Source organism: Streptomyces sp. NPDC001668, from assembly GCF_042893155.1.
Lineage (GTDB): Bacteria > Actinomycetota > Actinomycetes > Streptomycetales > Streptomycetaceae > Streptomyces.
The window spans coordinates 103,744-128,778 of record NZ_JBIAUQ010000005.1; the positions used below are offsets into that span (position 1 = coordinate 103,744).

Sequence of the window (25,035 nt, forward strand, 5' to 3'; positions counted from 1 at the left end):
CGTGGGTTACCTCCACTCGCTTCCGAACTCGGCTTCGAGTTCGTCGATCTCCGCTTGGGACAGGGACACCAGGGGCAGGTCGGACGGGGTGTGCCCGCCGCCCGTGCCGGTGGCCTCGAAGGCGGTCAGGGCCTGGAACCACCCGTCGGCCAGGGCGCGTATCCCGTTCTCGGACCACAGGCGCGGCACCCACGACCAGGTCGCGGTGAGGGTGCCGTCGGCGTCGGTCACGGCGGTGATCTCCAGGCCGTGGGCGACGCGCTGCGCCGGGTCGTGGGCGGCGCCGAGGGCGGCGCCGGGCAGGGTTTCGGGGGCCGGCGACCAGGGGGTGTCCGAGCCGGGGGTGCTGCGGCCCAGGTAGTTGAAACCGATCTGGGGGGTGGTGAGTTCGGCCAGGACGGCGGCCGTCTCGGGGTTGAGGTGGCGGAGCAGGCCGTGGCCGAGACCGTGGTCGGGGGCCGCCCGCAGCTGTTCCTTGACCGTCTTGAGGATCCGCGCCGGGTCTTCGGGGCCGAGCCCGCGCAGATCGAGGCGGGCCGGTACGACGCTGGTGAACCAGCCGACCGTCCGGGTCGGGTCGACACCGTCCGCGATCTCCTCGCGGCCGTGCCGCTCGATGTCCAGCAGCAGCACCGGCCGGGCGCGCAGGCGGGCGAAGGCGGTCGCGAGGGCGGCCAGCAGGACGTCTTCCGGCCCGGCGTTGAACGCGGTGGGGACGTCGGTGAGCAGGCCGGAGGCCGGGAGTTGCCGGGTGAGGTGCCGCATCTGGCCGACGAGGTCCGTGGGTCGCACGCCGGGCAGCGGGTCGGGATCCTCCAGCGTCTCTCTCCACAGGTCGAGTTCGGCGGATCTCGACACGCTCTCGCGTTCCAGCAGACGGGCCCAGGCCCGGAAGGACGTCCCCTGCGGGGTGAGTTCCTCGCCCCGCCACGCCGCCGCGAGGTCGGTGCGCAGGAGGTGCCAGGACACCGCGTCCACGGCGAGGTGGTGGACCGTCAGCAGCAGCCGCCCGCGGTGGCCGGGGCCCGCGTCGAACCAGACCGCGCGCACCAGATCGCCGGTGCGCGGATCGAGTCGGGGCGCGGGCCGGTGGAGATCCAGGACGGTGGCCCGCTCCAGCAGGCGGGTGGCGTCCAGGGTGCCGGGGGGCGGGATGACGGCCGTACCGTCGCCGTTCAGGCGCAGTCGCAGGGCGTCGTGGTGGTCGATCACCGTCCGAAGGGCCTTGCTCAGGCGCTCCTCGTCGGCGTCCTCCGGCGTGACGAGCAGCATCGACTGGCTGAACGCCTCGATGGGGCCGCCGCGTTCGACCAGCCGGCGCAGGGCGGGTGTCAGCGGCAGTTCGCCCGTCGGTGCGTCCTGTGCGGCCGCGGGAGCGGTCGGCGCGGAGGCGGCCACCGCCGCGAGGCCCGCGACCGTGCGCTGCTCGAACACGTCCCGGGGTGTCAGGCGCAGCCCCTCCGCGAGGGCCCTGCTGACAAGGTGGATGGAGGTGATGCTGTCGCCGCCCAGGTCGAAGAAGCCGGTGTCCAGGCCGACTTCGGAGGCGTCCCGGCCGAGCACCTCGGCGAAGAGGGCGCGCAGTGTCTCCTCCTGCGGGGTGCGCGGCTCCCTGTCGTCCGCCGGGCAGTGGGTGCCGGGTGGGGGCAGGGCGGCCCGGTCGAGCTTGCCGTTGGGGGTCATGGGGAGTGCGTCGAGGACGACCAGCGCCTCGGGAACCATGTGCGCGGGCAGGTTCCGGGCGGCGTGCGCACGGATCTCGTGCAGGTCGCCGACGGCGGCCCCGACGACATAGCCGACGAGGCGCCGCGTGCCAGGTGTGTCCTCGCGTACCACCACCGCGGCCTGGGTGACGGCGGGGTGGCCGGTCAGTGCCCCCTCGACCTCGCCGGGCTCGATCCGCAGCCCCCTGATCTTCAGCTGCCCGTCGGCCCTGCCCCGCAGCTCCAGGACCCCGTCGACGCGGCGCACGGCCAGGTCCCCGGTGCGGTACATGCGCTCGCCGGGCGGCCCGAAGGGGTCCGCGACGAACCGCTCGCAGGTCAGGCCGGGCCGCCTCCAGTAGCCGCGGGCCACATGGTCTCCGGCCACATACAGCTCGCCCCCGACGCCCGGCGGCACCAGGTGCATACGTGAGTCGAGTACATAGACGCGGGTGTTCCACATGGGGCGGCCGACGGGCACCGGCCCGGAGGGCAGCTCCTCGCCCGGCTCGATGCGGTGGTCGGTGCAGCCGACGGTGAGTTCGGTGGGCCCGTAGTGGTTCACCAGCCGTACCCCGGGGTGGTCGCGGCGCCACGCGCGCAGCGCCTCGCCGACCAGGGCCTCGCCGCCCAGCATGAACTCCTCGGTGGGCGAGAGGTCGTACGGCAGCGCGGGCAGCAGCGGGAGGTGGCTGGGGGTGGCCTTGAGGAAGCTGTGGCCGCCGGGCACCTCGGTGGCGCCCGCCTCGTGGAAGGCCGCGATGTGTACCCGGCCGCCCAGGGCGAGCGCTCCGTGCAGGGTGGTCACGGTCGCGTCGAAGGTCATGGTGGCGTGCAGCAGCGAGGTGCCGCGCAGGCTCGGGTAGGCCTCGACACAGCGGGCCACATAGGTGGTGAGGTTGCGGTGTTCGACAACCACACCCTTGGGGCGACCGGTGGTCCCGGAGGTGTAGATCAGATAGGCGGGGTCGGCGGGCCTGGCCGCGGGGAGCGCGACCGTGGGATCGGTGGGTGTGGCGTCGGGGCTCACGTGCGGGCGGCCCGGGTCGACCGGTTGCCGTGCGATGACGCAGACCGGGTCGGCGTCGCCCAGGAGGTGGGCCGTGCGTTCGGCGGGGTGGTCCGGGTCGAGCGGGAGATAGGCGGCCCCCGCCTTGAGGGCGGCCAGGACCGCGACCGCGAGGTCGACCGAGCGGGGCAGCGCGAAGGCGACCACCCGGCCGGGACCGGCGCCGTGCTCGCGCAGGACGCGCGCCAAGTCACCGGATCGGGAGTCGAGTTGGCGGTACGTCAACGAGGTGCGGGCGTCCGTCACGGCGAGGGCGTCCGGCGTAGCGGCCGCCTGCTGCTCGAACATGCGGGGAAACGTGGTGTCCGGGACGGCTCGCGCGGTGTCGGTCAGATCGGACAGCAGACGTCGGCGTTCGTCCGGTGCGAGGACGTCGAGATCGCCGATCTTCCGGTCCGGCGCGTCGAGCGCGGCCCGCAGCAGCCGTTCCAGGCGGGCGGCCAGCGCCTCGGCCGTGTGGCGGTCGAACAGGTCGGCGCTGTACTGGAGGGTGCCCTCGATGCCGTGCGGGGTGCCGTCGGGTGCCCGGTGCTCGCCGAGGTTGAAGGTGAGGTCGATCTTGGTCGCGCCGGTCTCCACCGCGAGCGCGCGGTCGTCGAGGCCGGGCAGTTCGAGACGCCATGAGGCGGTCGGGCGGAAGGCGAGCATCACCTGGAACAGCGGGTGCCGGGCCAGTGAGCGCGACGGGTTGAGGGCTTCGACGAGCTGCTCGAACGGCAGGTCCTGGTGGTCGTGGGCGGTGAGGTCGGTCTCGCGCACCCGGTCGAGGAGTTCCCGGAAGGTCGGTTCGCCCGAGGTGTCGGTGCGCAGCACGAGGGTGTTCACGAAGCAGCCGACGAGGTCGTCCAGGGCCTCGTCGGGGCGGCCCGCGACCGGTGTGCCGAGCGGTATGTCGGTGCCCGCGCCCAGCCTGGTCAGCAGGGCGGCGAGCCCGGCCTGTACGGCCATGAACACCGTCGCGCCCCGGTCGGCGGCGAGGTCGCGCAGCCGCCGGTGCAGGTCCGCGTCCCAGCGCACCGGGATGTCGCCGCCCCGATGGGTGGCCCGGGCCGGTCGGGGCCGGTCGACGGGCAGCGCGAGCTCGTCGGGCAGGCCCGCCAGGGTCCGCCGCCAGTGGGCGAGTTGCCGGTCACGGTCGCCGGCGAGGAGTTCGCGCTGCCGGCGCGCGTAGTCCTGGTAGCGGACCGGCAGCGGCGCCCAGTCGGGGGCCTGCTTCGCGACTCGGGCCCGGTAGGCGGTGGCCAGGTCGCGCAGGAGCGGCTGGAGGGACCAGCCGTCGGCGGCGATGTGGTGCAGCACCAGCAGGAGGACGTGATCCTCGGAGCCGACGGCGAGGAGGTGGGCACGGAAGGGTGCCTCGGTGGCCAGACGGAACTCGTGGGACGCCAACTCTGCTGTCACGGACGGCAGTTCTGCCTCTGCCACCGACTGGACGGGAAGCTCCGGGGCCGCGTGGGCCAGCACCCGGGGACGCGGGGTGCCGTCCGTGTCCGGATAGACGGTGCGCAGGATCTCGTGCCGGCCGCTCACGTCGGCCAGGGCCGCGCGCAGGGCGTCCCGGTCCAGGGGTGCGCCGGTCAGTCGTACGGCGAGGGGAATGTGGTAGGCGGCGCCGGTCGGTTCGGCGCGGTGCAGGAACCACAGACGCCGCTGGGCGGAGGCCGGCGGGGCCTCCTCGTCCTCGGCGCCCCTGATCAGCGGGAGTACCGGGCGGGCCGGTTCGGCGGAGGCGACCAGCCGGGCCAGGGCGGCCGCGGTCGGCGCTTCGAAGACGTCCCGCAGGTTGAGGTCGGTGCCCAGCGTGGTCCGGATGCGGTGGACGAGCCGCAGGGCGTGCAGGGAGTGGCCGCCGAGGGCGAAGAGGCCGTCCTGGGGGCCGACGTCGGGGAGACCGAGGACGTCGGCGATCAGCGCGCACAGCACCTCCTCCCGGGCTGTGCGCGCGCCACGGGCCCCGTCCCGGCCGGTGCGCACCGGAGCGGGCAGGGCCGCGCGGTCCACCTTGCCGTTGGCGGTCAGCGGCAGCCGGTCCAGGACGACGACGGCGGAAGGCACCAGGTAGGCGGGCAGGAACCCGCCGAGGTACTCCCGCAGCGCGTCCGCCTCCGTGCCCGCGGTGGCGGTGACATAGGCGACGAGGTCGCGGTCCCCGGGCCGGTCCTCGCGCACGACGGCGACCGCCTGCCCGACGTCCGGGTGCCCGGCGAGGGCCGCCTCGACCTCCCCCGGCTCGACGCGGAAGCCGCGCAGCTTGACCTGGTCGTCCGCCCTTCCGTGGAAGGCGAGTTCGCGGTCGGGGGTCAGCCGTACACGGTCCCCCGTGCGGTACATGCGCCCGCCGGGCGACCCGAACGGGTCGGCCACGAAGCGTTCCGCGCTGGCGCCCGGACGGCCCAGATAGCCGCGGGCCACGCCGGGTCCGGCGAGGTACAACTCCCCCACCGTGCCTGGCGGCACGGGCCGCAGGGCGCCGTCGAGGACGTGGGCCCGCATGCCGTCGAGCGGCCGGCCGATGGGCAGCGGATCCGGTACCGGCCGGGCTCCCGGGCAGGGGCGGGTGGCGGCGAAGGTGGTGGTCTCGGTGGGGCCGTACCCGTTGGTGACGGTCAGGCCGGGGCAGGCCTCCAGGACCGCGCGGACGGCGGCGGCGGGGACCGTGTCGCCGCCGGCCCAGACCTCGCGGAGCCCGGTGAAGCAGCCGGGGTCCTCCTCCGCCACGAGCCGGAACAGCCCGGCCGTCAGCCACAGCGCGGTCAGCCCGTGGCGACGCGTCAGCCGCCTGATCGCCGCCGCGTCCACGTCCTCGTCCGGGCCCGCGACCACGGCGGTGCCGCCTGCCAGCAGCGGGACCCACAGCTCGTAGGTGAAGGCGTCGAAGGCGACGGGCGAATGGACCAGCACCCGCGTGTGCGCTCCGCCCGCGAAGCCGCTGTCCGTCGCGAGCGCCGTGACGTCCCGGTGGGTGACCGCCACGCCCTTGGGGGTCCCGGTGGAACCGGAGGTGTGACTGACGTAGGCCAACTGGTCCGGGTGCGGGGGGAGTTCGGGGTCGGTGTCCGGCTCGGTGGCGAGCGAGGGCAGGTCGTCGGCCAGGACCACCTGGCAGTCGTACGACGGTGTGGTGCCGTCCGCCCGGAGGGCCGCGGCCGTCGTCCCGTCGGCGAGGAGGACCGCCGTCGCTGTTCCGTCCAGGATCCGGTGGGTGCGGGCGGCCGGGGCGCGGGGGTCGAGACCGACGTAGGCGGCGCCCGACTTGAGGACTGCGAGGAGGGCCACGACGAGGTGTTCGGAGCGGCGCGTGAGGACGGCGACGCGATCCTCCGGGCGGACACCGAGGCGCCGCAGACGGTGGGCGAGGCGATTGGCGCGGGCGTTCAACTCCGCGTAGGTGAGGGTCTGTTCGCCGCAGACGACGGCCGTCGCCGTGGGCGTCGCGGCGACCTGGGCCGCGAGGAGAGCGGGCACGGTGCCCGTGGCCCTCCGGGGCAGCCGGCCGTCGGACCGGGCCGCTGCCGACTCCTCGGGCAGGGTCACCTCGATTCGGCCGACGGGGGTGCCGGGACCCGGCACGGCGGCCGCGAAGTGTTCCGTGAAACGGGTGAACCTGCTGTGGTGGGCGGCGAGTTCGGCCTCCGTGTAGCAGGCCGCGCTCGCGTCGAGGTCGATGCGGATGCCGTTGCCGTCGGCCCGCTCGTACACGTTGACGGCGAGGTCCTCGACCGGGCCCGTGGACAGGTTGTGGCGGGTGGTCGGGTGACCGGCGAACCTCAGCTCCGGCCCGAACGCCATGATGTTGACGACGGGACCGAAGAACCTGCGGTCGCCGCCGGGCCACTCCAGCTCGCGGCGCAGGTCCTCGCCCCGGTACCGCTGGTGCGCGAGCAGGTCGCGGGTGACGGCGGCGGCCTGGCGCACCAGGTCGTGGGCGGAGGTGTCGGGGCGTACGGACAGCCGCAGCGGGAGGACGTTGGAGGCCATGCCCGGGGTGGCGCGCTCGGTGTCGCTCTCGCGGGCGGTGACGGCGAGGCCGAGGACGACGTCCCGGGCTCCGGTGAGCCGGTGCAGATAGGCGGCGGTCGCGGCGATCAGGACGCGGGACCAGCGGGTGCCGGCGTGGGCGGCGGCGGCGTGGACCAGGTCGCCCGTCGCGTCGGCGAGCTGACCGGTCCTGCGCAGGAAGCCGTCGGTCACCCGGGGCGGGTGGTCGCACAGGCCGGCCGGGTCGGGGCGGTCGGCGCAGGCGCCGGCCCAGTGGCGGCCGTCGGCCGTACGGCGGTCGTCTGCGCGGTAGGCCTCGTCGGCCTCGACCAGTGGAGCGAGTGGCGCCGCGGGCGGGGTGTGCGCGGCGCCCGCGGCGAGGGCCGTGTACGCGTCGGCGACGCGGGCCGCGATGAGGGAGCAGCTGAATCCGTCGACGGCGATGTGGTGGTAGCAGTGGTACCAGATCCAGTGCTCGTCGCCGAGCCTCAGCAGCGCGTACCGGAAGAGGGGGGCGCGTTCGAGGTCGAAGGGCACCGCGAGGTCGGCCTGCCGCCAGGCGGCGGCCGCGGCCGCGGGGTCGGCCTCTCGGGCTAGGTCGACGACGGCCGGCTCCCAGGCGGGGTCCGGCTCGACGATCTGGTGCACCGTGTCGCCCTCGGCGGTGAAGCGGGCCCGCAGGGTCTCGGTCGCCGCGACGACCTGACGCAGGGCGGTGCGGAAGTGGTCGACGTCGACGGGGCCGTGGATCTCGGTGTACTCACCGACGTTGTAGGCGGCTGCGGCGGCGGAGTCGAGACGCTGGCCGAACCACATCGACCGCTGGGCGGCGGACAGGCGGAGCGGGCGGGCGGGCGCGGGCGCCTCAACCGTCGACGACTCGTCCGCCGGCACAGACGTCCCTGTCGCCGCGAGCCCGTCGGCAGGCGCGGACGCCCCGGTCGTCACCGGCACCTCGGCTGGTGCAGAACGGTCGGTCATCGTGCGGCCCCCGCGGTCGCGACGCCCGTCAGCCGGCGCTCCACCTGCTCGGCGACGCGGTGCGGGCCCGACTCGCCGCCCGGCCAGGTGACGTTCAGCCAGGGTTCGGCCGGCACGAGGGGGACGTCCTGGGACTGCCGTGCGCGGCCGCCGCCGGTGATGTTGAGGAGCACGAGTTCGTCGGGGCGCACCTGTCCGTCGCGAACGGCCTCCGCGAGGGCGGCCACGGCCACTCCGGCGCCGGGTTCGATGTCGATGCCCTCGGTCTCCTCGAAGAGCGCCATCGCGGTGAGCGCGGCCTCGTTGTCCGTACATCGGACCTGGCCGCCGCTCTCCTCCAGCGCGTCCCGGACTCCGCCGCGAACGGCGAACGGTGGGCGGCGATTGGTGAGTTCACGGGCCAACGGCTCGAGTTCACGGCTCACGGGCGGCTGTCCGCCGTGGCACCAGGCCTCGTACAGGGCGGCGAAGGGCTGGTTCTGGCACATCAGCAGCCGGGGCAGGGTCTCGCCCGCGGTACGGATCCGGCGGGCCGCCTCGTGGGCGCCGATGGCACCCGTGCCGCTGCCCACGGCCTGCACATAGACCTGCGGGAGACGTCCGAGTGCCTCCGCCGCGGCGAGCATGACCGTGCCGAGTCCGTCGCGGCGGCCGACGTTGCGCGCGCCGCCCTCGGCGTGGTGCCCCGGCATCCGGGCGAGCAGGTCGGCGCAGGCGATGGCGTCGCTGTAGCTGGCGGCGCCGTCAAGGGCGACGATGCGTACGCAGGGGTCGAGCGGGGCGGGGAAGCGCATCCGCTCCAGGGCGGGTGCGGGCACGACGAGCAGACACGGGACCCGGAACCGGGTGGCGGCCCAGGCGAAGGCGGCGGCGGTGTTCCCGGCCGAGGGGATGACGAGGAGGGGCGGGTCGGCGGGCAGCCGTCCGAGGACGGTGTAGGCCTCCAGGTCCTTGAACGTACAGGTGGGCAACCGCGCCCCGCGCTCGGGCCAGTACCCGTTGAAGGCCACCCACAGCCGGTCCAGGCCCAGCAACCGGCCGAGCCGCTCCGCGGGGTACACCACCGGTCCCGGCACCCCGGGGAAGGTCCGCGCCACGGGCAGCAGCGGGGCATGGCGGAACAGTCCGGTCGCGCTCGCGGTGTGCGCCCCGTGGTACTCGGTGCGCAGGAAGGCCGGTTCCCGGCAGGCACGGCAGTCCAGCATGAGTCCGTCGTCCTCGTAGCGGGTTCCGCATGAAGAGCAGACAACCGTGTAGTGACGTGTTCCCGGGAGCGCTCGGGGCATTTTCGCTCGCTTTCCGAAGTGCCGTGTCTGGCCGGTCAATTGGAACCCGCACCACGGAAAGCGGTGGTGACACGCACATGACCGTTTGGCGACGCCTGATGGACGCTCACCACTCCACGTTCACCCGGTCGAACAGGGTGATCGATGTTCAACGGCACTTCACCCGGCCACCCCTGCACGGCAGTCGGGGAAGCGGACAGCATCCCTTTCGCACACGCCTCGACGAAAGGACTGTGGGAAATGGGAGATGCGTCGGTGCATAGGGCGGCACCAGAATGGGCAGACCCCTCCTTCTGGCTCCCCTCCCAGGTTCCGGTTTCCTTTTTTCCAGAATTGGAGAAAGGAGTTTCGACCGAACTCCTGCTGGAGGCGTATCGCAGGATGGTCCTCGGACGCCGGTTCGATCAGCAGGCGACGGCGCTCGCCCGCCAGGGACGGCTCGCGGTCTATCCGTCGAGCCTCGGCCAGGAGGCCTGTCAGGTGGGCGCGGCCCTCGCCCTGCGCGACACCGACTGGCTGTTCCCCACCTATCGGGACTGCGTCGCGCTGGTCAGCCGGGGCATCGACCCCGTCGAGACGCTCACCCTGATGCGCGGCGACGCCCACTGCGGCTACGACCCCACGCGCCACCGCACGGCGCCGCAGTGCACCCCGCTGGCCACGCACGCGGCCCACGCCGTCGGACTGGCCCACGGCGAGCGCCTCAAGGGCTCGGACACGGTCGCCCTGGCGCTGGTCGGCGACGGGGCCACCAGCGAGGGCGACTTCCACGAGGCGGTGAACCTGGCCGGGGTGCTGCGGGCGCCGGTGGTGTTCCTGATCCAGAACAACCGGTACGCCATCTCCGTGCCGCTGTCCGCCCAGACGGCCGCCCCCGGCCTGGCCTACAAGGGCATCGGCTACGGCGTCCGCGCGGAGCAGGTGGACGGCAACGACGCGGGCGCCGTGCTCGCGGTGCTGACCGCCGCCGTGGAGGACGCGCGCGAGGGCGGCGGGCCCTGGCTGGTCGAGGCACACACCTACCGGGTCGGTCCGCACACCAGCGCCGACGACCCCTCCCGCTACCGCACCGCCGCCGAGGAGGAGCACTGGCGGGCCCGGGACCCTCTCGCCCGGCTGGAGGACGCGCTGCGCGAGCGGGGCCTGTTGAGCGACGCGGACGTCAGCACCGTCGCGGAGGAGGCCGAGGCGTACGCGACCCGGCTGCGCGAAGGTCTGGCGCGGGAGCCCGAGACCGACCCCTCCACCCTGTTCGACCACGTCCTCGCCACCCCCACCCCCCAACTGCTCGCCCAACGCGACGCACTGCACGGCGAGCCGGAAAGGCACTGAGATGGCATCGACCACGGCCGCCCAGGCCCTGAGGACGACTTCGATGGCGCGGGCACTCAACACCGCCCTGCGCGACGCGGTCGCCGCGGACGAGCGTGTCCTGGTCTTCGGAGAGGACGTCGGCCGCCTCGGCGGGGTCTTCCGCATCACCGACGGGCTGACGGACACCTTCGGCGACCGGCGCTGCTTCGACACCCCGGTCAGCGAGGCCGGCATCGCGGGGCTCGCGATCGGGCTGGCCATGGCGGGCTTCCGGCCGGTGGTGGAGATGCAGTTCGACGCGTTCGCCTACCCGGCCTTCGAGCAGATCGCCTCGCACATGGCCAAGATGCGCAACCGGACCCGCGGGCGGGTGGCCCTGCCGATCGTGGTGCGCATCCCCTACGGCGGCGGCATCGGCGCGGTCGAGCACCACAGCGACTCCAGCGAGGCGTACTACGCGCACACGGCGGGCCTGAAGGTGGTGACCCCGGCGACGGCGGCGGACGCCTACTCCCTGCTGCGCGAGGCGATCGAGGACCCCGACCCGGTGATCTTCCTGGAGCCGAAGCGGCACTACTGGACCCAGGAGGAGACCGAACTCCCCGCCCGCACCGAGCCCTTCGGCACCGCAGCGATCCGCCGCCCCGGCACCGACGCCACCGTGGTCGCCTACGGCCCTTCGGTCGCCGTCGCGCTGGCAGCCGCCGCCGAGGTCGCCGCCGACGGCCTGGGCGTCGAGGTGCTGGACCTGCGCACCCTGGTCCCGCTGGACGACCGGACACTCACCGAGTCCGTACGGCGCACCGGGCGCTGTCTGGTGGTCCACGAGGCCCAGGGGTTCGCGGGCGTGGGCGCGGAGATCGCGGCGCTGGTGCAGGAGCGGTGCTTCGACGCCCTGCGCGCACCGGTGTTGCGGGTCACGGGCCTGGACATCCCTTATCCCCCACCGTTGTTGGAGGGCACGCACCTTCCGGGGGTTCCGCGAGTGGTCGCCGGGCTGCGCAAGCTCTCGGGGGTCGCCGGTCGGCCCCTCAGCCGTCCCGCGCCGCCCGCTCCGGCGAGTCGTACCTTCACCCTTCCCGACCTGGGCGAGGGACTGTCCGACGCAGAACTCCTGGAGTGGAAGGTCGCGGTGGGCGACACGGTCTCGCACGACCAGGTGGTCGCGGAGGTCGAGACCGCCAAGTCGGTGGTGGCGCTGCCGAGTCCGTTCGCGGGAACGGTGACCGCCCTGCACTGCCCGGCCGGTGAGGCCGTACGGGTGGGAGCGCCGCTGCTGTCCGTGGCGGAGTCCGAGGGCGGTTCGGGTGCGGTGCTGACGGGATACGGGACGAGGGCGCCGGAGCGCTGGGCCACCGCACATGGCCACCGGGTCGAGGACGTCGAGGCATCCGAAGTCCGTGTGCCGATGGAGGCGGCGGCCGAGAAGTACCTCCGTGCCCATCGTGAGACTCCCGCGGTGACGATCTGGGCGGACGTGGACGCCACCGCGCTGCTCGCGGAGCGGGCCTCCAGTGGGGTGGGCCTGCTGGCCCTGCTCGCCCGGGCCTGTCTCACCGGGCTCGCCGAGTTCCCGGAGTTCAACTCCCGTGTCGACACCGACCGTCAGGAGGTCGTCCGCCTCCCCCAGGTGCACCTCGGCTTCGCCGCGCAGACACCGAAGGGCCTGGTCGTGCCCGTCGTACGGGATGCGGACCGGCTGCCCCTGGACGCGCTCGCGGCGGAACTCCGCCGCCTGACCGATCTGGCACGGCAGGACGCGCTGACGGTCGGTCACCGCACCGGCGGCACCTTCACCCTCAACAACTACGGCGTCCTCGACGTCGACGGCGCCACGCCGATCCTCAACCACCCCCAGGTCGCGATGCTCGGCGTGGGCCGCATCACCGACCGCCCGTGGGCGGTGGACGGCCGGGTCGAGGCGCGCAAGGTCGTCACCCTGTCCCTGACCTTCGACCACCGCGTGTGCGACGGAGGAACGGCGGCGGGCTTCCTGCGGCATGTCGTGGACGCGGTCGGGGGCGGGACGGCGGCGGAGGCGGGAACCGCCGACTGATTCCGGGTACGCCTGCCCTCGGACAGTCGTCGTGAGCGGAGCGCAATACCGCCCCGCTCATGACGACTGTCATCCCGAGGACGGTCAGACGTTGCGGCGGTACTGGCCGCCGACCTCGAAGAAGGCCTCGGTGATCTGCTGGAGGGAGCAGACCCGGGTGGCCTCCATGAGCACCGCGAACACGTTCTCGCCGCGCACCGCCGCGTCCTTGAGGGCGTCCAGTGCGAGCCGGGCCTCGTCCTGGTGGCGGGCGTGGAAGTCCCGTACGCGTTCCAGCTGGGACTGCTTCTCCTCCTCGGTGGCGCGGGCGAGTTCGACGACGCCGGGCTCGGCGGTGTCTGCGTGGGGGTTGCGGAAGGTGTTGACGCCGATCAGGGGCAGGGAGCCGTCGTGCTTGCGCTGCTCGTAGAGCATGGACTCGTCCTGGATGCGGCCGCGCTGGTAGCCGGTCTCCATCGCGCCGAGCACACCGCCGCGTTCGCTGATCCGCTCGAACTCCTGGAGGACGGCTTCCTCGACCAGGTCGGTGAGTTCGTCGATGATGAACGACCCCTGGAGCGGGTTCTCGTTCATCGCGAGGCCCCACTCCCGGTTGATGATCAGCTGGATGGCCAGGGCCCGGCGTACGGACTCCTCGGTGGGGGTGGTCACGGCCTCGTCGTAGGCGTTGGTGTGCAGGCTGTTGCAGTTGTCGTAGATGGCGATGAGCGCCTGGAGCGTGGTGCGGATGTCGTTGAAGTCCATCTCCTGGGCGTGCAGGGAGCGTCCGGAGGTCTGGACGTGGTACTTCAGCTTCTGGCTGCGCTCCCCGGCGCCGTACTTCTCCTTCATGGCGACGGCCCAGATGCGGCGGGCGACCCTGCCGAGGACCGAGTACTCGGGGTCCATGCCGTTGGAGAAGAAGAACGACAGGTTCGGGGCGAAGTCGTCGACGCGCATGCCCCGGGCGAGGTACGCCTCGACGTAGGTGAAGCCGTTGGCGAGGGTGAAGGCGAGCTGGCTGATGGGGTTCGCGCCGGCTTCGGCGATGTGGTAGCCGGAGATGGACACCGAGTAGAAGTTGCGGACCTGGTGCGCGATGAACCACTCCTGGATGTCGGCCATCATCCGCAGGCTGAACTCGGTGGAGAACAGGCAGGTGTTCTGGCCCTGGTCCTCCTTGAGGATGTCGGCCTGCACGGTGCCGCGCACGTTCGCCAGCGCCTTGGCGCGCAGGTCGGCCGCCTCCTCGGGCGACGGGTCGCGGCCTTCCTCGGCGCGGAAGCGCTCGGTCTGCTGGTCGATCGCGGTGTTGAGGAAGAAGGCGAGGACGGCCGGCGCGGGTCCGTTGATCGTCATGGAGACGGAGGTCGTGGGCGCCACCAGGTCGAAGCCGTCGTAGAGCGCCTTCATGTCCTCCAGGGTGGCCACCGAGACGCCGGAGGTGCCGACCTTGCCGTAGATGTCGGGGCGCTCGTCGGGGTCGCGGCCGTACAGCGTCACCGAGTCGAACGCGGTGGACAGGCGGGTGGCCGGCTGGCCCTCGGAGAGGAGCTTGAAGCGGCGGTTGGTGCGGAACGGGTCGCCCTCGCCGGCGAACATCCGGGCCGGGTCCTCGCCGTCGCGCTTGAAGGGGAACACCCCGGCGGTGAAGGGGAAGTGGCCGGGCAGGTTCTCGTTCCGCCAGAACCGGACCAGTTCGCCGTGGTCGGTGAAGCGGGGCAGGGCGACCCGGGGGATCTTGTTGCCGGACAGGGACTCGCGGGTCAGCTTGGTGCGGATCTCCCGGTCCCGGACCTTCACGACCTGCTCGTCACCGGAGTAGGAGGCGATCACGGAGGGCCAGTTCTCGATCTGCCGCACGATGTCGTGCGGGAGGCGGGTGCGGGCCTCGTCGAGCAGCGCGTGCACGTTCGCGGCGTCGGAACCGGCGTCCGCGAGCTCGGCGCCGACCAGCTCCAGCCGCTGCACCCGCCGCGCCCCCTCGGCCAGCCGCTCGGTGTCGGCGTGGTAGCCGCGGACGGTGTCGGTGATCTCGGCGAGGTACCGCACCCGCTCGGGAGGAACCACCTGCCGGATGCCGGAGGAGTGCCGTACGCCGACCCGCGGCAGGGCGCCCTCGGACAGCGGCAGCCCCTTCTCGGCGAGGAGGGCGGTGAGGTGCTGGTGGAGCGCGGTGACACCGTCGTCGTTGAAGGTGGCCGCGGAGGTGCCGTACACCGGCATGTCCTCGGGCCGCTGCCCGAACGCCTCGCGGTTGCGCACCAGTTGGCGGCCCACGTCCCGCAGGGCGTCCTTGGCGCCGCGCCGCTCGAACTTGTTGATGGCGACGACGTCGGCGAAGTCGAGCATGTCGATCTTCTCCAGCTGCGACGCGGCACCGAACTCCGGAGTCATCACATACAGCGAGGCGTCGACGAACGGCACGATCGCCGCGTCGCCCTGGCCGATGCCCGGCGTCTCCACGATCACCAGGTCGAACCCGGCCGCCTTCACGACGTCGATCACGTCGGAGAGGTGCTCGGGCAGCTCGCGGCTGCCGCGGGTGGCGAGGCTGCGGAAGAACACCCGCTCGCCGTCGAGGGAGTTCATCCGGATCCGGTCGCCGAGCAGCGCGCCGCCACCGCGCCGACGGGTCGGGTCGACCGCGATCACGGCGATCCGCAGGGCGTCCCGCTGGTCGACCCGGAACCGGCGCACCAGTTCGTCGGTCAGCGACGACTTGCCCGAGCCGCCGGTGCCGGTGATGCCGAGCACCGGCACGTGCCGCGCCGCCGCCGTGGCACGCAGCTCCTGGAGGAACTCCGCCGGCAGCTTGCCGAGTTCGGCGCCGGTGAGGGCGCGGGCGATCGCGAACCGGTCGCCGGCCAGGACCGCGGTGAGGTCGGCCGGCTTGCCGTCCCAGAGGTCGAAGTCGCAGTCCTTGACGACCGTGTTGACCATCCCCGCGAGGCCCATCCGCTGGCCGTCCTCGGGCGAGAAGATCGTCACCCCGCTCTCACGGAGCCGGGTGATCTCCTCGGGCACGATGACACCGCCCCCGCCGCCCACCACCCTGATGTGCTCGGCTCCCTGCTTGCGGAGCGAGGCCACCAGGTACTCGAAGTACTCCACGTGTCCGCCCTGATAGGACGAGACCGCCACGCCGTGCGCGTCCTCCTCCAGCGCCGCGTCCACGACCTCCCGCACGGACCGGTTGTGGCCGAGGTGGATGACCTCGGCGCCCTGTGACTGGAAGATCCGCCGCATGATGTTGATCGAGGCGTCGTGCCCGTCGAACAGCGCCGATGCGGTGACCAGGCGGACGGGGTGGACGGGGCGATGCAGATCGCTCATGGCGGAGCCTTCCCAGGACACGTCGAAAAACGCGGGCTGAGAAAATAGTAGGACGTCCTAGTAAATTTGCGAGCACCGGGGTGACGAGAACCACAGAAGATGCTCCGACCGGGTGGCCCTCCACCCCTCCGAACTGCCCGGACGCCCTTCCCACGACCGACGACACCCGCCTCCGCTCGGGCGCGCCGGATGCCGGGTGCCGCGGGCCGGATGCCGGATGCCGGATGCCGAGGGCCGGACGTCGAATGCCGGGTGCAGGGTCCCGGGTGCCGAATAGGCTGGACGTATGCCCCATATCGCGCACGGCCCGCGGATCGCGGTCGTCGGCGGCGGCATCGGCGGTCTGGCCGTGGCCGGATTCCTGCGGCGCGCGGGGCTGACGGCCGGCGTCCACGAGCAGGCGTCCGTGTTCGCCGAGGTCGGCGCCGGTCTGGTCGCGGCCCCCAATGCCGTACGGCTGCTGCGTCGCCTGGGCGTGCTGGAACGGTTCCTGCGCCGGGCCGTGGCGCTGGACTGGGGTTGGGAGCTACGGCGCTGGGCGGACGGGTCGGTGCTCTCGGTGGAGCGGCTCACCGGCGTCTGCGAGCGGCTCTACGGCGAGCGGACCTACGTCGTCCACCGGGCCGATCTGCTCGACGCCCTCCGATCCGCCGTGCCGGACGAGTGGATCCGGCTGGGCGCCCGGTGCACGTCGGTCGACGAGACGGCTCGGGGTGGTGTGCTGCTCGGCTTCGCCGACGGCAGTGCGGAGGAGGCCGATGTCGTGATCGGCGCCGACGGGGTGCACTCCGTCGTGCGCGGCGCGCTCACCGAGCCGACGCCGCCGCGGTACTCCGGGGTCTGCGCCTTCCGCACGCTGGTGCCCGCCGCGGCCGCGCCGGAGTTCGCCCGCCGGCCCGCCCACACCATCTGGCTCGGACCGGGCCGGCACTTCGTGCACTACCCGGTCGGCGGCGGCCGGGCCGTCAACGTCGTCGCCTTCGCCCCGGCCGGTGACTACACCGACGAGTCCTGGAGCGCGACGGCCGGCGTCGAGGAGTTCCGGGCCGAGTTCGCCGGCTGGGACCCCCGGGTGACGGACCTGATCGCTGCCGGGGGCACCCCCGGCCGCTGGGCACTGCTGGACCGGGAGCCGCTACGGCGGTGGAGCCGGGGCGGGATCACGCTGCTCGGGGACGCCGCCCACCCGATGTTCCCGTTCTTCGCGCAGGGCGCCGCCCAGGCCGTCGAAGACGCCGCGGTGCTGGCCCGCTGCCTGGCGGACGCGCCCGACGACCCCGAACAGGCCCTGCATCGCTACGAGTCCGCGCGCCTCGCCCGCACCACCCGCCTCCAGCAGGTCAGTCACGCCCGCCGAGACGTCAACCACCTGCCCGACGGCCCCGAACAGCGGGCCCGCGACGCGACGTTCGCCGACGCCGATCCCCTGGTCGGCAACGGCTGGATCTACGGGTACGACCCCGAGAAGGCACTCGCGTGAACGGGGTGGGGGAACGGGGGCACGGGCTGGGCCGCGGCACACGGATCTTGTCCGGGGGTGGGTCGGTGCGAACGCCGGCGGCGATGCTGATGCGCGCGGACGATGGTCGAGTCCACCGAGACTCCGGTGGACAGTTGCTGCCAGGAGGGCGAGGGCGGCATCCCCTACCGCCTCAGTACAGTGACTTCGATGACCGACACCGAGATCACCGCAGACCTCGTCCGTGACCTGCTGCAGGAGCAGCATCCAGACCTTGCGGGGCTGGCCATCCGAGAGGTGGCGGGCGGCTGGGGCAACCAAATGTGGCGCCTCGGCGACGAGTTGGCCGTACGCATGCAGCGCATGGACCCCACCCCGGAGCACCAGCTCAAGGAGCGGCGGTGGCTACCGGTGCTGGCCCCGCGCCTGCCGCTGCCGGTCCCGGCCCCGGTGCGGTTCGGTGAACCGTCCGAGCGTTTCCCCAAGCACTGGACCGTGATGACGTGGGTTCCCGGCGAGCCACTGGACCACGGCTCGATCACCCGCGGCGACCACGCGGCCGACACGCTGGCCCGTTTCCTCCGGGCGCTCCATGTGGAGGCGCCGACCGAGGCACCGACCGCTGCGGACCGCGGTGGCCATCCCAGGAACTGCACGGAGGGCTTCGAGAACTTCTTGCGGGCCGTCGTCCCCGACGGCCTTGCCGCCGATGTCCGGGCCGTCTGGGACGAAGCCGTTGAGGCCGCCGAGTGGGAGGGCCCGAGGGTGTGGGTGCACGGTGACCTCCATCCCGCGAACGTCGTCGTCTCGGACGGCACGCTCTCGGGCATTGTCGACTTCGGCGACATGTTCGCCGGCGATCCGGCGTGGGATCTCGCCGCCGCATGGGTGCTGCTGCCCGCGGACACGGCCTCACGGTTCTTCGACACGTACGCACAGGCCGACCAGGCGTCGATCCGGCGGGCCCGCGGGCTGGCCGCCATGAAGAGCCTCTTCCTGATGCTCATGGGGCAGAACGGAGATCGGGGTCTTCCCGGCGGCAAGCCGCACTGGGGACCTGTCGGACGGGCGGCCCTTGATCGTGTCCTGAAGGGCGTTTGACGCGCGCGCTGCTGAACCAGTTTTGCTGCCGGCGTGGTCGACGTCCGGGTCGGCTACGCCCACCTGCTCCCGCAGCCGGTCACGACGTGCTGACCAATGGTCAAGCGATCTTGACCCTTGATCCCTAGGATAAGAGCTCAAGACAACCATTCCGGCCGGTCCGACGGGGGAGCGCCCTGGAGGGCCGCCGGGGGTCGCCGATGCCAGGGACCGCTCCCCGGGTTGCGGTGATCTTCCTTCCCAGGAGGACCTTCCGCATGTTCCGAAGTATTGGCAACGCTGTCGTCCGGCATCCCGTCTGGACGATCGTTGCGTGGTTGATCGCCGCGGTGGCGATCGTGGCCACCGCTCCGACCCTGCCCTCGAACAGTGACGAGAGCAGTTTCCTCCCCAAGAGTTACGAGTCGATCAAAGCGGCGGAAATCCAGGAGAAGGCGTTCCCCGCCGCCTTCACCCCGTCCGCGATCGCGCTGTACCAGCGCACCGACGGCGGCAAGCTCACCGCCGCCGACCAGAAGGACGTCGCCCGGATCACCTCCGAGCTCGGCAAGAAGAAGATCGACCAGGTGCAGAAGGTCGTCCCCGGCCAGCCGTCCTCGGACGGCAGGTACGCCATGACCCTGGTCCAGATGGACAGCAGGAAGGCCGGCCAGCCCGAACAGGCCGACGCGGCCAAGGTGTTGCGCGACGACGTCAAGCAACTCGCCAAGGGCACGCACCTCGACGTCAAGCTCGGCGGCTCGGCCGCCCAGGCCCTCGACCAGCAGGACTCGTCCAAGCGCGGCGAGGCACTGATCGGCATCGGCACCTTCGTCATCATCCTGGTGACCCTGCTGATCATCTTCCGGGCGCCGATCCTGGCCTTCCTGCCCCTGATCACGATCGGACTGGTGTCGGCGATCGCCAACGGGCTGATCGCGTACGCCACCAAGCTGTTCGACCTCCAGGCCAACAGCTCCATCTCGTCGATCCTGATCGTGGTGCTCTTCGGTGTGGGCACCGACTACTTCCTGTTCCTGATGTTCCGCTACCGCGAACGCCTGCGCCTCGGCGACGAACCGAAGCAGGCCATGATCAACGCGGTCGACCGGGTCGGCGAGGCCATCGCCTCCGCCGCCGGAGCGGTCATCATCGCGTTCCTCGCGCTGGTCCTGTCGACGCTGGGCTTCCTCAAGCAGATGGGCCCGGCCCTCGCGATCGCGGTCACCGTGACCCTGATCGCAGGCCTGACGCTGATCCCGGCGGTCGTCTCCCTCATCGGCCCGAAGGTCTTCTGGCCCTCCAAGTCCTGGCAACGCGAGCCGGAGAACGCCCGGTTCGCCGCCCTGGGCCGGGGTGTGCAGAACCGTCCCGGGCTCACCGCCGCGGTCTCCGGCCTCGTCCTGGTCCTGCTGTCGCTCGGCACGCTCGGCTTCAACGCCACGTTCGACCTGGCCTCGGGTTCCATGCCCAAGACCAAGGAGTCGATGGTCGTCCAGGACGAGATGCAGAAGGCGTACTCGGCGGGTGCCGCCGCACCCACCGACGTCTACCTGTCCAGCACCGACGGCAAGGCGATCGACACCACGGTCTTCGACGCGTATGTGAAGAAGCTCGGGGCCGTGGACGGTGTCGCGAACGCCCGTCTGTCGCAGCTGAACAAGGACGGCACGACCATCGACTTCACCGTCACCCTCAAGTACGAGGCGTCGACGGACAAGGCCATCGAGACGGTGGGACGGGTCCGCGACGTCGCGCACGCCGACGCCCCGCCCCGCACCGAGGCCCTGGTGGGCGGCATGTCCTCGATCTACAAGGACATCGACACCGCGGTCAACCACGACTACCGGACGGTCTTCCCCGTCGCCGCCGTACTGATCATGATCATCCTGGGGCTGCTGCTGCGCAGCGTGGTCGCCCCCTGGTACCTGATGGCCTCGGTGGGCCTGGGCTTCGGTGCGACGCTCGGCGCCACGGTCTGGATCTTCCAGGGCGCGGTCGGCCATTCGGGGCTGATGTTCATGCTCCCGGTGATCATGTATCTCTTCGTGGTCGCCATCGGCACCGACTACAACATCCTGATGATCGCCCGGCTCAGGGAGGAGGCCCGCGAAGGCCGCGAACCACGCGAGGCGGCCGGTATGGCCGTACGGCACGCCGGGCCGACCGTGGCCGCGGCCGGCTTCATCCTGGCGGCGACCTTCGCCACGATGATGCTGGCAGGCAACGCCCTGCTCACGGAGATGGGCTTCGCGGTCTCCTTCGGTATCGCCGTGGCCGCGTTCGTCATGGCGATGTTCTTCACCCCCAGCCTCACGGCCCTGATCGGCCACGCGGCCTGGTGGCCGGGGCACGCGGACCGCGCGAAGGAGACACCGGCCGCGCCCGCACCGGTCTCCGGCGGTGAACGGAACACTCCGGTGCAGGATCCGGCCGGCCGCCGCAACTGACGCCGCCTGGACGGGATGAGGGGGGACGGCGTCTGCCGGGCCGCATGGCGCAGCAGACGCCGTCCCCTCTCGCTGCTCCCGGCCCGGCCCCGCCGTTCCCCGGACATTCACGGCCGGATCACGTCCGAGGGGTTGAACCTGCCCGTGCCCTCACTAGCGTCTGTGGGCGTCCCGACCCACACGAGTGAGGTGTCGATGTCCTCAAGACATGTCCTCGCCGGCCTGGCTCTGGCGCCGGTGCTCGCACTGTCGGCCGCCCCGCCCGCGACGGCGTACGACGGCCACCAACAGAACGGACGGAAGCCGTACTTCGACCTCCAGGCCCACCGCGGCGGTATCGGCATGACGACCGAGGAGTCCCTGGAGGGCTTCGGAAAGGCGATGCGGCTCGGGGTGTCCACGCTGGAGCTGGACACCCATGTCACCAGGGACCGGAAGGTCGTCGTCAACCACGACCGGCAGATCAGCCCCGTCAAGTGCCGCGACACGGGGCCGGTGACGGCCGGCGACCCGATGTACCCGTATGTCGGCAAGTACATCAAGGATCTGACGCTCGCTCAGATAAAGACCATGGACTGCGGTTTCCAGCAACTGCCGGGCTTCCCCGAGCAGGAGGTGGTCAAGGGCTTCCGCATGGTCGAGTTGAAGGACGTCCTGAACCTGGTCAAGAGCTACCGCGCCAAGCACGTCAAGCTGAACATCGAGACCAAGGTCGAGGCCGGCGCGCCCGAACAGACCGCGCCGCGCGAGCTGTTCGTGCGCCGGGTCTACGAGGAGATCCACCGCTCGGGCATCGAGAAGCAGGTCACCATCCAGTCCTTCGACTGGGGCGCGCTGAAGGCGATGCACGAGCTGGCCCCGAAGTGGCCACTCGTCGCGCTCACCAACTACGACTTCCTCCAGGTCGGCAAGCCCGGCGCGTCCCCGTGGCTCGGCGGAATCGACGCCGACGACTACGGCGGCGACTTCGTCAGGGCGGCCGCCACGGTCCCCGGCGTCAAAGCCCTCTCCCCCAACTACGGCTTCCCGCAGAGCGGCAAGGTCGGCGACCCCGACTTCCGCTTCTACGCCGACCGGACGATGGTGAACGAGGCCCACGCCCGGGGGCTGAAGGTCATCCCGTGGACCTGTGACGACCCGGCCACCGTGGAGGCGCTCATGGACATGGGCGTGGACGGCATCATCACCAACTACCCGAACCGGGTACGGCAGATCATGGCCGAGCGCGGGCTGCCGCTGCCGAGGGCGTATCGGCCACGCTGACCTGGTCGCGACGGTACGGGCCTGTCGTGACCTGGTCGCGACGGTACGGCCCCGTCGTAGCCAGGCCGCGACGGTACGGGTCCGTCGACACGCTCCTGGTGCGAGCATCTTGACGCCGTCGCCGCCGAACTCGATGGCCGCCCACGCAAAACGCTCGGCTGGGAAACCCCGGCCGAGCGCCTGCATGAACTGCTCTCGGCCTGATCGACACGACCACGTGTTGCGGAGCCCCCTGAAACCGCCGTGGTAGCGGGCCTTACGCCCGTGGCGGGAGGGCAGACGAGCTCAGAGCTGGGTTTCGCCGCCGTCCACGGCCAGCTCGATGCCGGTGGTGTACGTGGCATCGAAGGCGAGGAATGCGGCCGCCTTGGCGAACTCTTCGACGGTGCCGTAGCGCTTCATGGGGTTGCTCGCGGTCCGCTCCGCCCTGAACTGGTCGGCGGCCTCTTTGGACAAGTTCATCGTTTCCAGAATCCCCGAGTCGATGGGACCCGGGCTGATCGCATTGACACGGACTCCCCGCGGAAGCAGCTCGCGGGAGAAGGTGCGGGCCATCGAGCGCAGCGCCGCCTTGCCGGCCGCATAGACGCTGGTGTCCACCATGCCGATGACGTTCGCGATCGAGGTGGTGAGGACGATGCCGGCGTTCGCGCTCAGCAGCGGAGCGAGCTTCTGCACAGTGAAGAAGGCGCCCTTGACGTTGATCGCGAACAGCTCGTCGTACACGTCCTCGGTCGTCGACTCGAGGGGCGTGAGGGGTGAGATGCCGGCGTTGACGAACAACGCCTCGATCGAGCCGAGCTCGCTCTTTACACGGCCGGCGAGCATATCCAGGTCGGACAGTGAGGCCACATCCGCCTGGACGGCCACGGCATTCCCGCCGAGCCGCTCGCGTGCCGCGTTGAGCTTGGCCTGAGAACGGCCGGTGATCACCACGCGGGCTCCGCCTTGCACCAGCAGCTCCGCCAGCGCGAGCCCCATGCCGCTGCTGCCCCCCGTGATCACCACATTCTTGTCGCTGTACTCACCCATGCCGAGGTTGCTCCGTTCCCTCATCAAAAACGTGGTGATATGTCTGGATGTCGCCGTTCATGACGCGAATCAGCCGAGGGTTTCGATCTTCATGTCGCCTGTAGTGACCGTGCGGATGTGATCGCTGGCGAGCAGGCTGTGCGGATTGCCGAGGTCGATGGCGCTGACCTCGTCGAGGCGGGCCAGCTGGGAAGGAGTGAGGTCGACCTGCAGGGCACCCAGGTTGTCCTCCAGCTGCGCGAGGGTGCGGGCGCCGATGATGGGTGCCGTCACGCCCGGGGCGTTCAAAGTCCAGGCCAGTGCGACCTGGGCGGGTGTGCGGCCCAGCTCCGAGGCCACCTCCTTCACCACATCGGCAATGGCGAGGTTGCGGTCGGTGACCCATCCCAGGGCGACGTTGAGGCTCTTGCGGTTGCCGGCGGTTTCGCCGACAACGGAGCCCGCCTGGTTCTGGTCCTCCCGGCTGTACTTGCCGGTGAGCACCCCGCCGCCCAACGGAGAGAAGGGGACCACGCCGAGTCCCATCTCGCGTGCCATCGGGATCAGGTCACGCTCCGCGGTGCGCTCGATCAGGCTGTACTCGGTCTCCAGTGCGACCAGTGGCGACCAGCCGCGCAGGTCGGCGATCGCCTGCATGCGCGACACCTGCCAGGCCGGGGCGCTGGAGATCGCCACGTACAGCACCTTGCCCTGCTTCACCAGGTCGTCCAGGCCGCGCAGGATCTCCTCCACCGGCGTCCTGAAGTCCCATACGTTCACGTAGAGCAGATCGATGTAGTCGGTGTTCAGCTGCCGCAGACTGGCTTCCACCGACGCCAGCATGCTCTTGCGGTGCGTACCCCCGGAATTCGGGTCACCGGGCTGACGCAGCGTCGAGTACTTCGTCGCCAGCACCATCTTGTCGCGGTTGGTGCGGGCGAATTCGCCGAGCAGTCGCTCGGAGCTGCCGTTGGTGTAGGTGCTGGCGGTGTCGAAGAAGTTGCCGCCGAGCTCGGTGTAGCGGTCGAAGAGCTTGCGCGCCTCGTCGCGCTCGGCGCCCCAGCCCCACTCGGTGCCGAAGGTCGCCGTGCCCAGCGCCAGCGGTGAGACCCGGAGTCCGGAACGGCCCAGCAGCCGATAAGTGTCGAGAGTGAGTGCCATCGCGTTCTCCTGTGAGGTGCGGTTCGTGGCGTTCGAGAGGTGCGGATTGGTGGTCGACCCGCCCGGGTTTCAGGCGCCGAGCCCGTAGCCGCCGGCCACGGTGATGTCCTGGCCGGTGATGCAGCCGGCGGCGTCCGAGGCGAGGAAGGCGACTGCTTCCGCGACCTCCTGGCTGGATCCGAAGCGTTCGAAGGGGATCTTCGAGCGCATGGCGTCCCGGCCGCTCTCGGGCACCCCCAGCTTGTTGAGCAGCGGGGTGTCGGTGGCCCCGGGGCTCACGGCGTTGACGCGCATCCTGTGCGGGGCCGATTCGAGCGCGAGCGAGGGCAACATGGCCGGCAGCGCGCCGCGTGTCGCCGCCCCCACCGTGGCGCCAGGGGTGCCGCGACGGGATCCGATGCCGACGGTCAGCACGATCGAGCCGCCGTCGTTCATGAGGAGAAGAAGTTGAGGTCGGCGTGCTCGTCGAACGATTCCTCCGTCACCTCGGCAACCGGTGCCGGACGGAAGATCCCGGCGTTGAGGAAGAGCGGGTCCAGCGATCCGAACCGCGCCGACACCGCCGACACCGCCGACATCAGGGCGTCGGTGTCGGAGAGCACGCGCCCGTCGGATCGGACGACAAGCACGTCACCGGGGAGCTCGGACCGCGCCCGCGAGACGGATTCGGGATTCTGTCCGGTGACCGCGACCTGGTAGCCGCGGGCGTGCAGCAGTTCGGCCGTCGCTCTGCCGATCCCGGTCGTCCCCCCGGTGATGACCGCTGTAGGCATGGCAAACCTTTCGTCGCTGAAGCGATGGGTGAGACCACCCGTAATCGGGGAACTCCCCGTTTGTCTCACCGTACACTGAACCGGGGACGTCCCCGAATCGTTCCCGAGCCTCATCCGACACTCACGATCGCGAAGG

10 protein-coding genes and 3 pseudogenes are annotated in these 25,035 nt (G+C 71.6%); 7 read left to right on the forward strand and 6 right to left on the reverse strand.

Features of this window, described 5'->3' with window-relative positions:
• Positions 1 to 6: 6 nt before the first annotated feature.
• Positions 7 to 7,731 (reverse strand): amino acid adenylation domain-containing protein, encoded by a 7,725-nt coding sequence (locus tag ACFYZ8_RS17120; RefSeq protein ID WP_388530692.1) that lies wholly within the window; start codon positions 7,729 to 7,731, stop codon positions 7 to 9.
• Complete coding sequence (locus tag ACFYZ8_RS17125) at positions 7,728 to 9,017, reverse strand: cysteate synthase (RefSeq protein WP_388530689.1); 1,290 nt, start codon at positions 9,015 to 9,017, stop codon at positions 7,728 to 7,730. The genes ACFYZ8_RS17120 and ACFYZ8_RS17125 overlap by 4 nt, the downstream gene beginning before the upstream one ends.
• A 240-nt stretch (positions 9,018 to 9,257) precedes the next feature.
• Between ACFYZ8_RS17125 and pdhA the strand changes: the two genes are divergently transcribed.
• The 3 genes and pseudogenes from pdhA to ACFYZ8_RS17140 all read left to right on the forward strand — a co-directional run.
• Positions 9,258 to 10,349 (forward strand): pyruvate dehydrogenase (acetyl-transferring) E1 component subunit alpha, encoded by a 1,092-nt coding sequence (pdhA, locus tag ACFYZ8_RS17130; protein WP_388530686.1) that lies wholly within the window; start codon positions 9,258 to 9,260, stop codon positions 10,347 to 10,349.
• Between the two features lies 1 nt (position 10,350).
• Positions 10,351 to 11,340, forward strand: a pseudogene (locus ACFYZ8_RS17135) (alpha-ketoacid dehydrogenase subunit beta); the annotation flags it as partial.
• 69 nt (positions 11,341 to 11,409) lie between these two features.
• Positions 11,410 to 12,387: pseudogene (locus tag ACFYZ8_RS17140) on the forward strand (dihydrolipoamide acetyltransferase family protein); the annotation flags it as partial.
• An 84-nt stretch (positions 12,388 to 12,471) separates the two neighbouring features.
• On the opposite strand, the gene icmF reads toward ACFYZ8_RS17140, so the two are convergent.
• Positions 12,472 to 15,702 carry a fused isobutyryl-CoA mutase/GTPase IcmF gene (icmF, locus tag ACFYZ8_RS17145; RefSeq protein ID WP_388530684.1) on the reverse strand — a complete coding sequence of 1,077 codons (3,231 nt, stop codon included), beginning with the start codon at positions 15,700 to 15,702 and terminating at the stop codon, positions 12,472 to 12,474.
• 286 nt (positions 15,703 to 15,988) lie between these two features.
• Between icmF and ACFYZ8_RS17150 the strand changes: the two genes are divergently transcribed.
• The 4 genes from ACFYZ8_RS17150 (at position 15,989) to ACFYZ8_RS17165 (ending at position 21,954) form a co-directional block, all read left to right on the forward strand.
• Positions 15,989 to 17,182, forward strand: coding sequence for an FAD-dependent monooxygenase (locus ACFYZ8_RS17150; RefSeq protein ID WP_388530681.1), 1,194 nt, complete (start codon positions 15,989 to 15,991; stop codon positions 17,180 to 17,182).
• Between the two features lie 189 nt (positions 17,183 to 17,371).
• Entirely contained in the window at positions 17,372 to 18,262 is an 891-nt protein-coding gene (locus tag ACFYZ8_RS17155) for an aminoglycoside phosphotransferase family protein (RefSeq protein ID WP_388530678.1), read from the forward strand.
• A gap of 257 nt (positions 18,263 to 18,519) precedes the next feature.
• Entirely contained in the window at positions 18,520 to 20,691 is a 2,172-nt protein-coding gene (locus ACFYZ8_RS17160) for an MMPL family transporter (protein WP_388530675.1), read from the forward strand.
• A 195-nt stretch (positions 20,692 to 20,886) separates the two neighbouring features.
• Positions 20,887 to 21,954 (forward strand): glycerophosphodiester phosphodiesterase family protein, encoded by a 1,068-nt coding sequence (locus ACFYZ8_RS17165; RefSeq protein ID WP_388530672.1) that lies wholly within the window; start codon positions 20,887 to 20,889, stop codon positions 21,952 to 21,954.
• 285 nt (positions 21,955 to 22,239) lie between these two features.
• Here ACFYZ8_RS17165 and ACFYZ8_RS17170 read toward each other — a convergent pair whose 3' ends face one another.
• The 3 genes and pseudogenes from ACFYZ8_RS17170 to ACFYZ8_RS17180 all read right to left on the reverse strand — a co-directional run bounded on the left by ACFYZ8_RS17170 (position 22,240) and on the right by ACFYZ8_RS17180 (position 25,013).
• Positions 22,240 to 22,986, reverse strand: coding sequence for an SDR family oxidoreductase (locus tag ACFYZ8_RS17170; protein ID WP_388530669.1), 747 nt, complete (start codon positions 22,984 to 22,986; stop codon positions 22,240 to 22,242).
• 69 nt (positions 22,987 to 23,055) lie between these two features.
• Positions 23,056 to 24,126 (reverse strand): aldo/keto reductase, encoded by a 1,071-nt coding sequence (locus ACFYZ8_RS17175; protein ID WP_359028391.1) that lies wholly within the window; start codon positions 24,124 to 24,126, stop codon positions 23,056 to 23,058.
• Between the two features lie 69 nt (positions 24,127 to 24,195).
• Positions 24,196 to 25,013 (reverse strand): annotated as a pseudogene (locus tag ACFYZ8_RS17180) (SDR family NAD(P)-dependent oxidoreductase).
• Positions 25,014 to 25,035 lie beyond the last annotated feature (22 nt).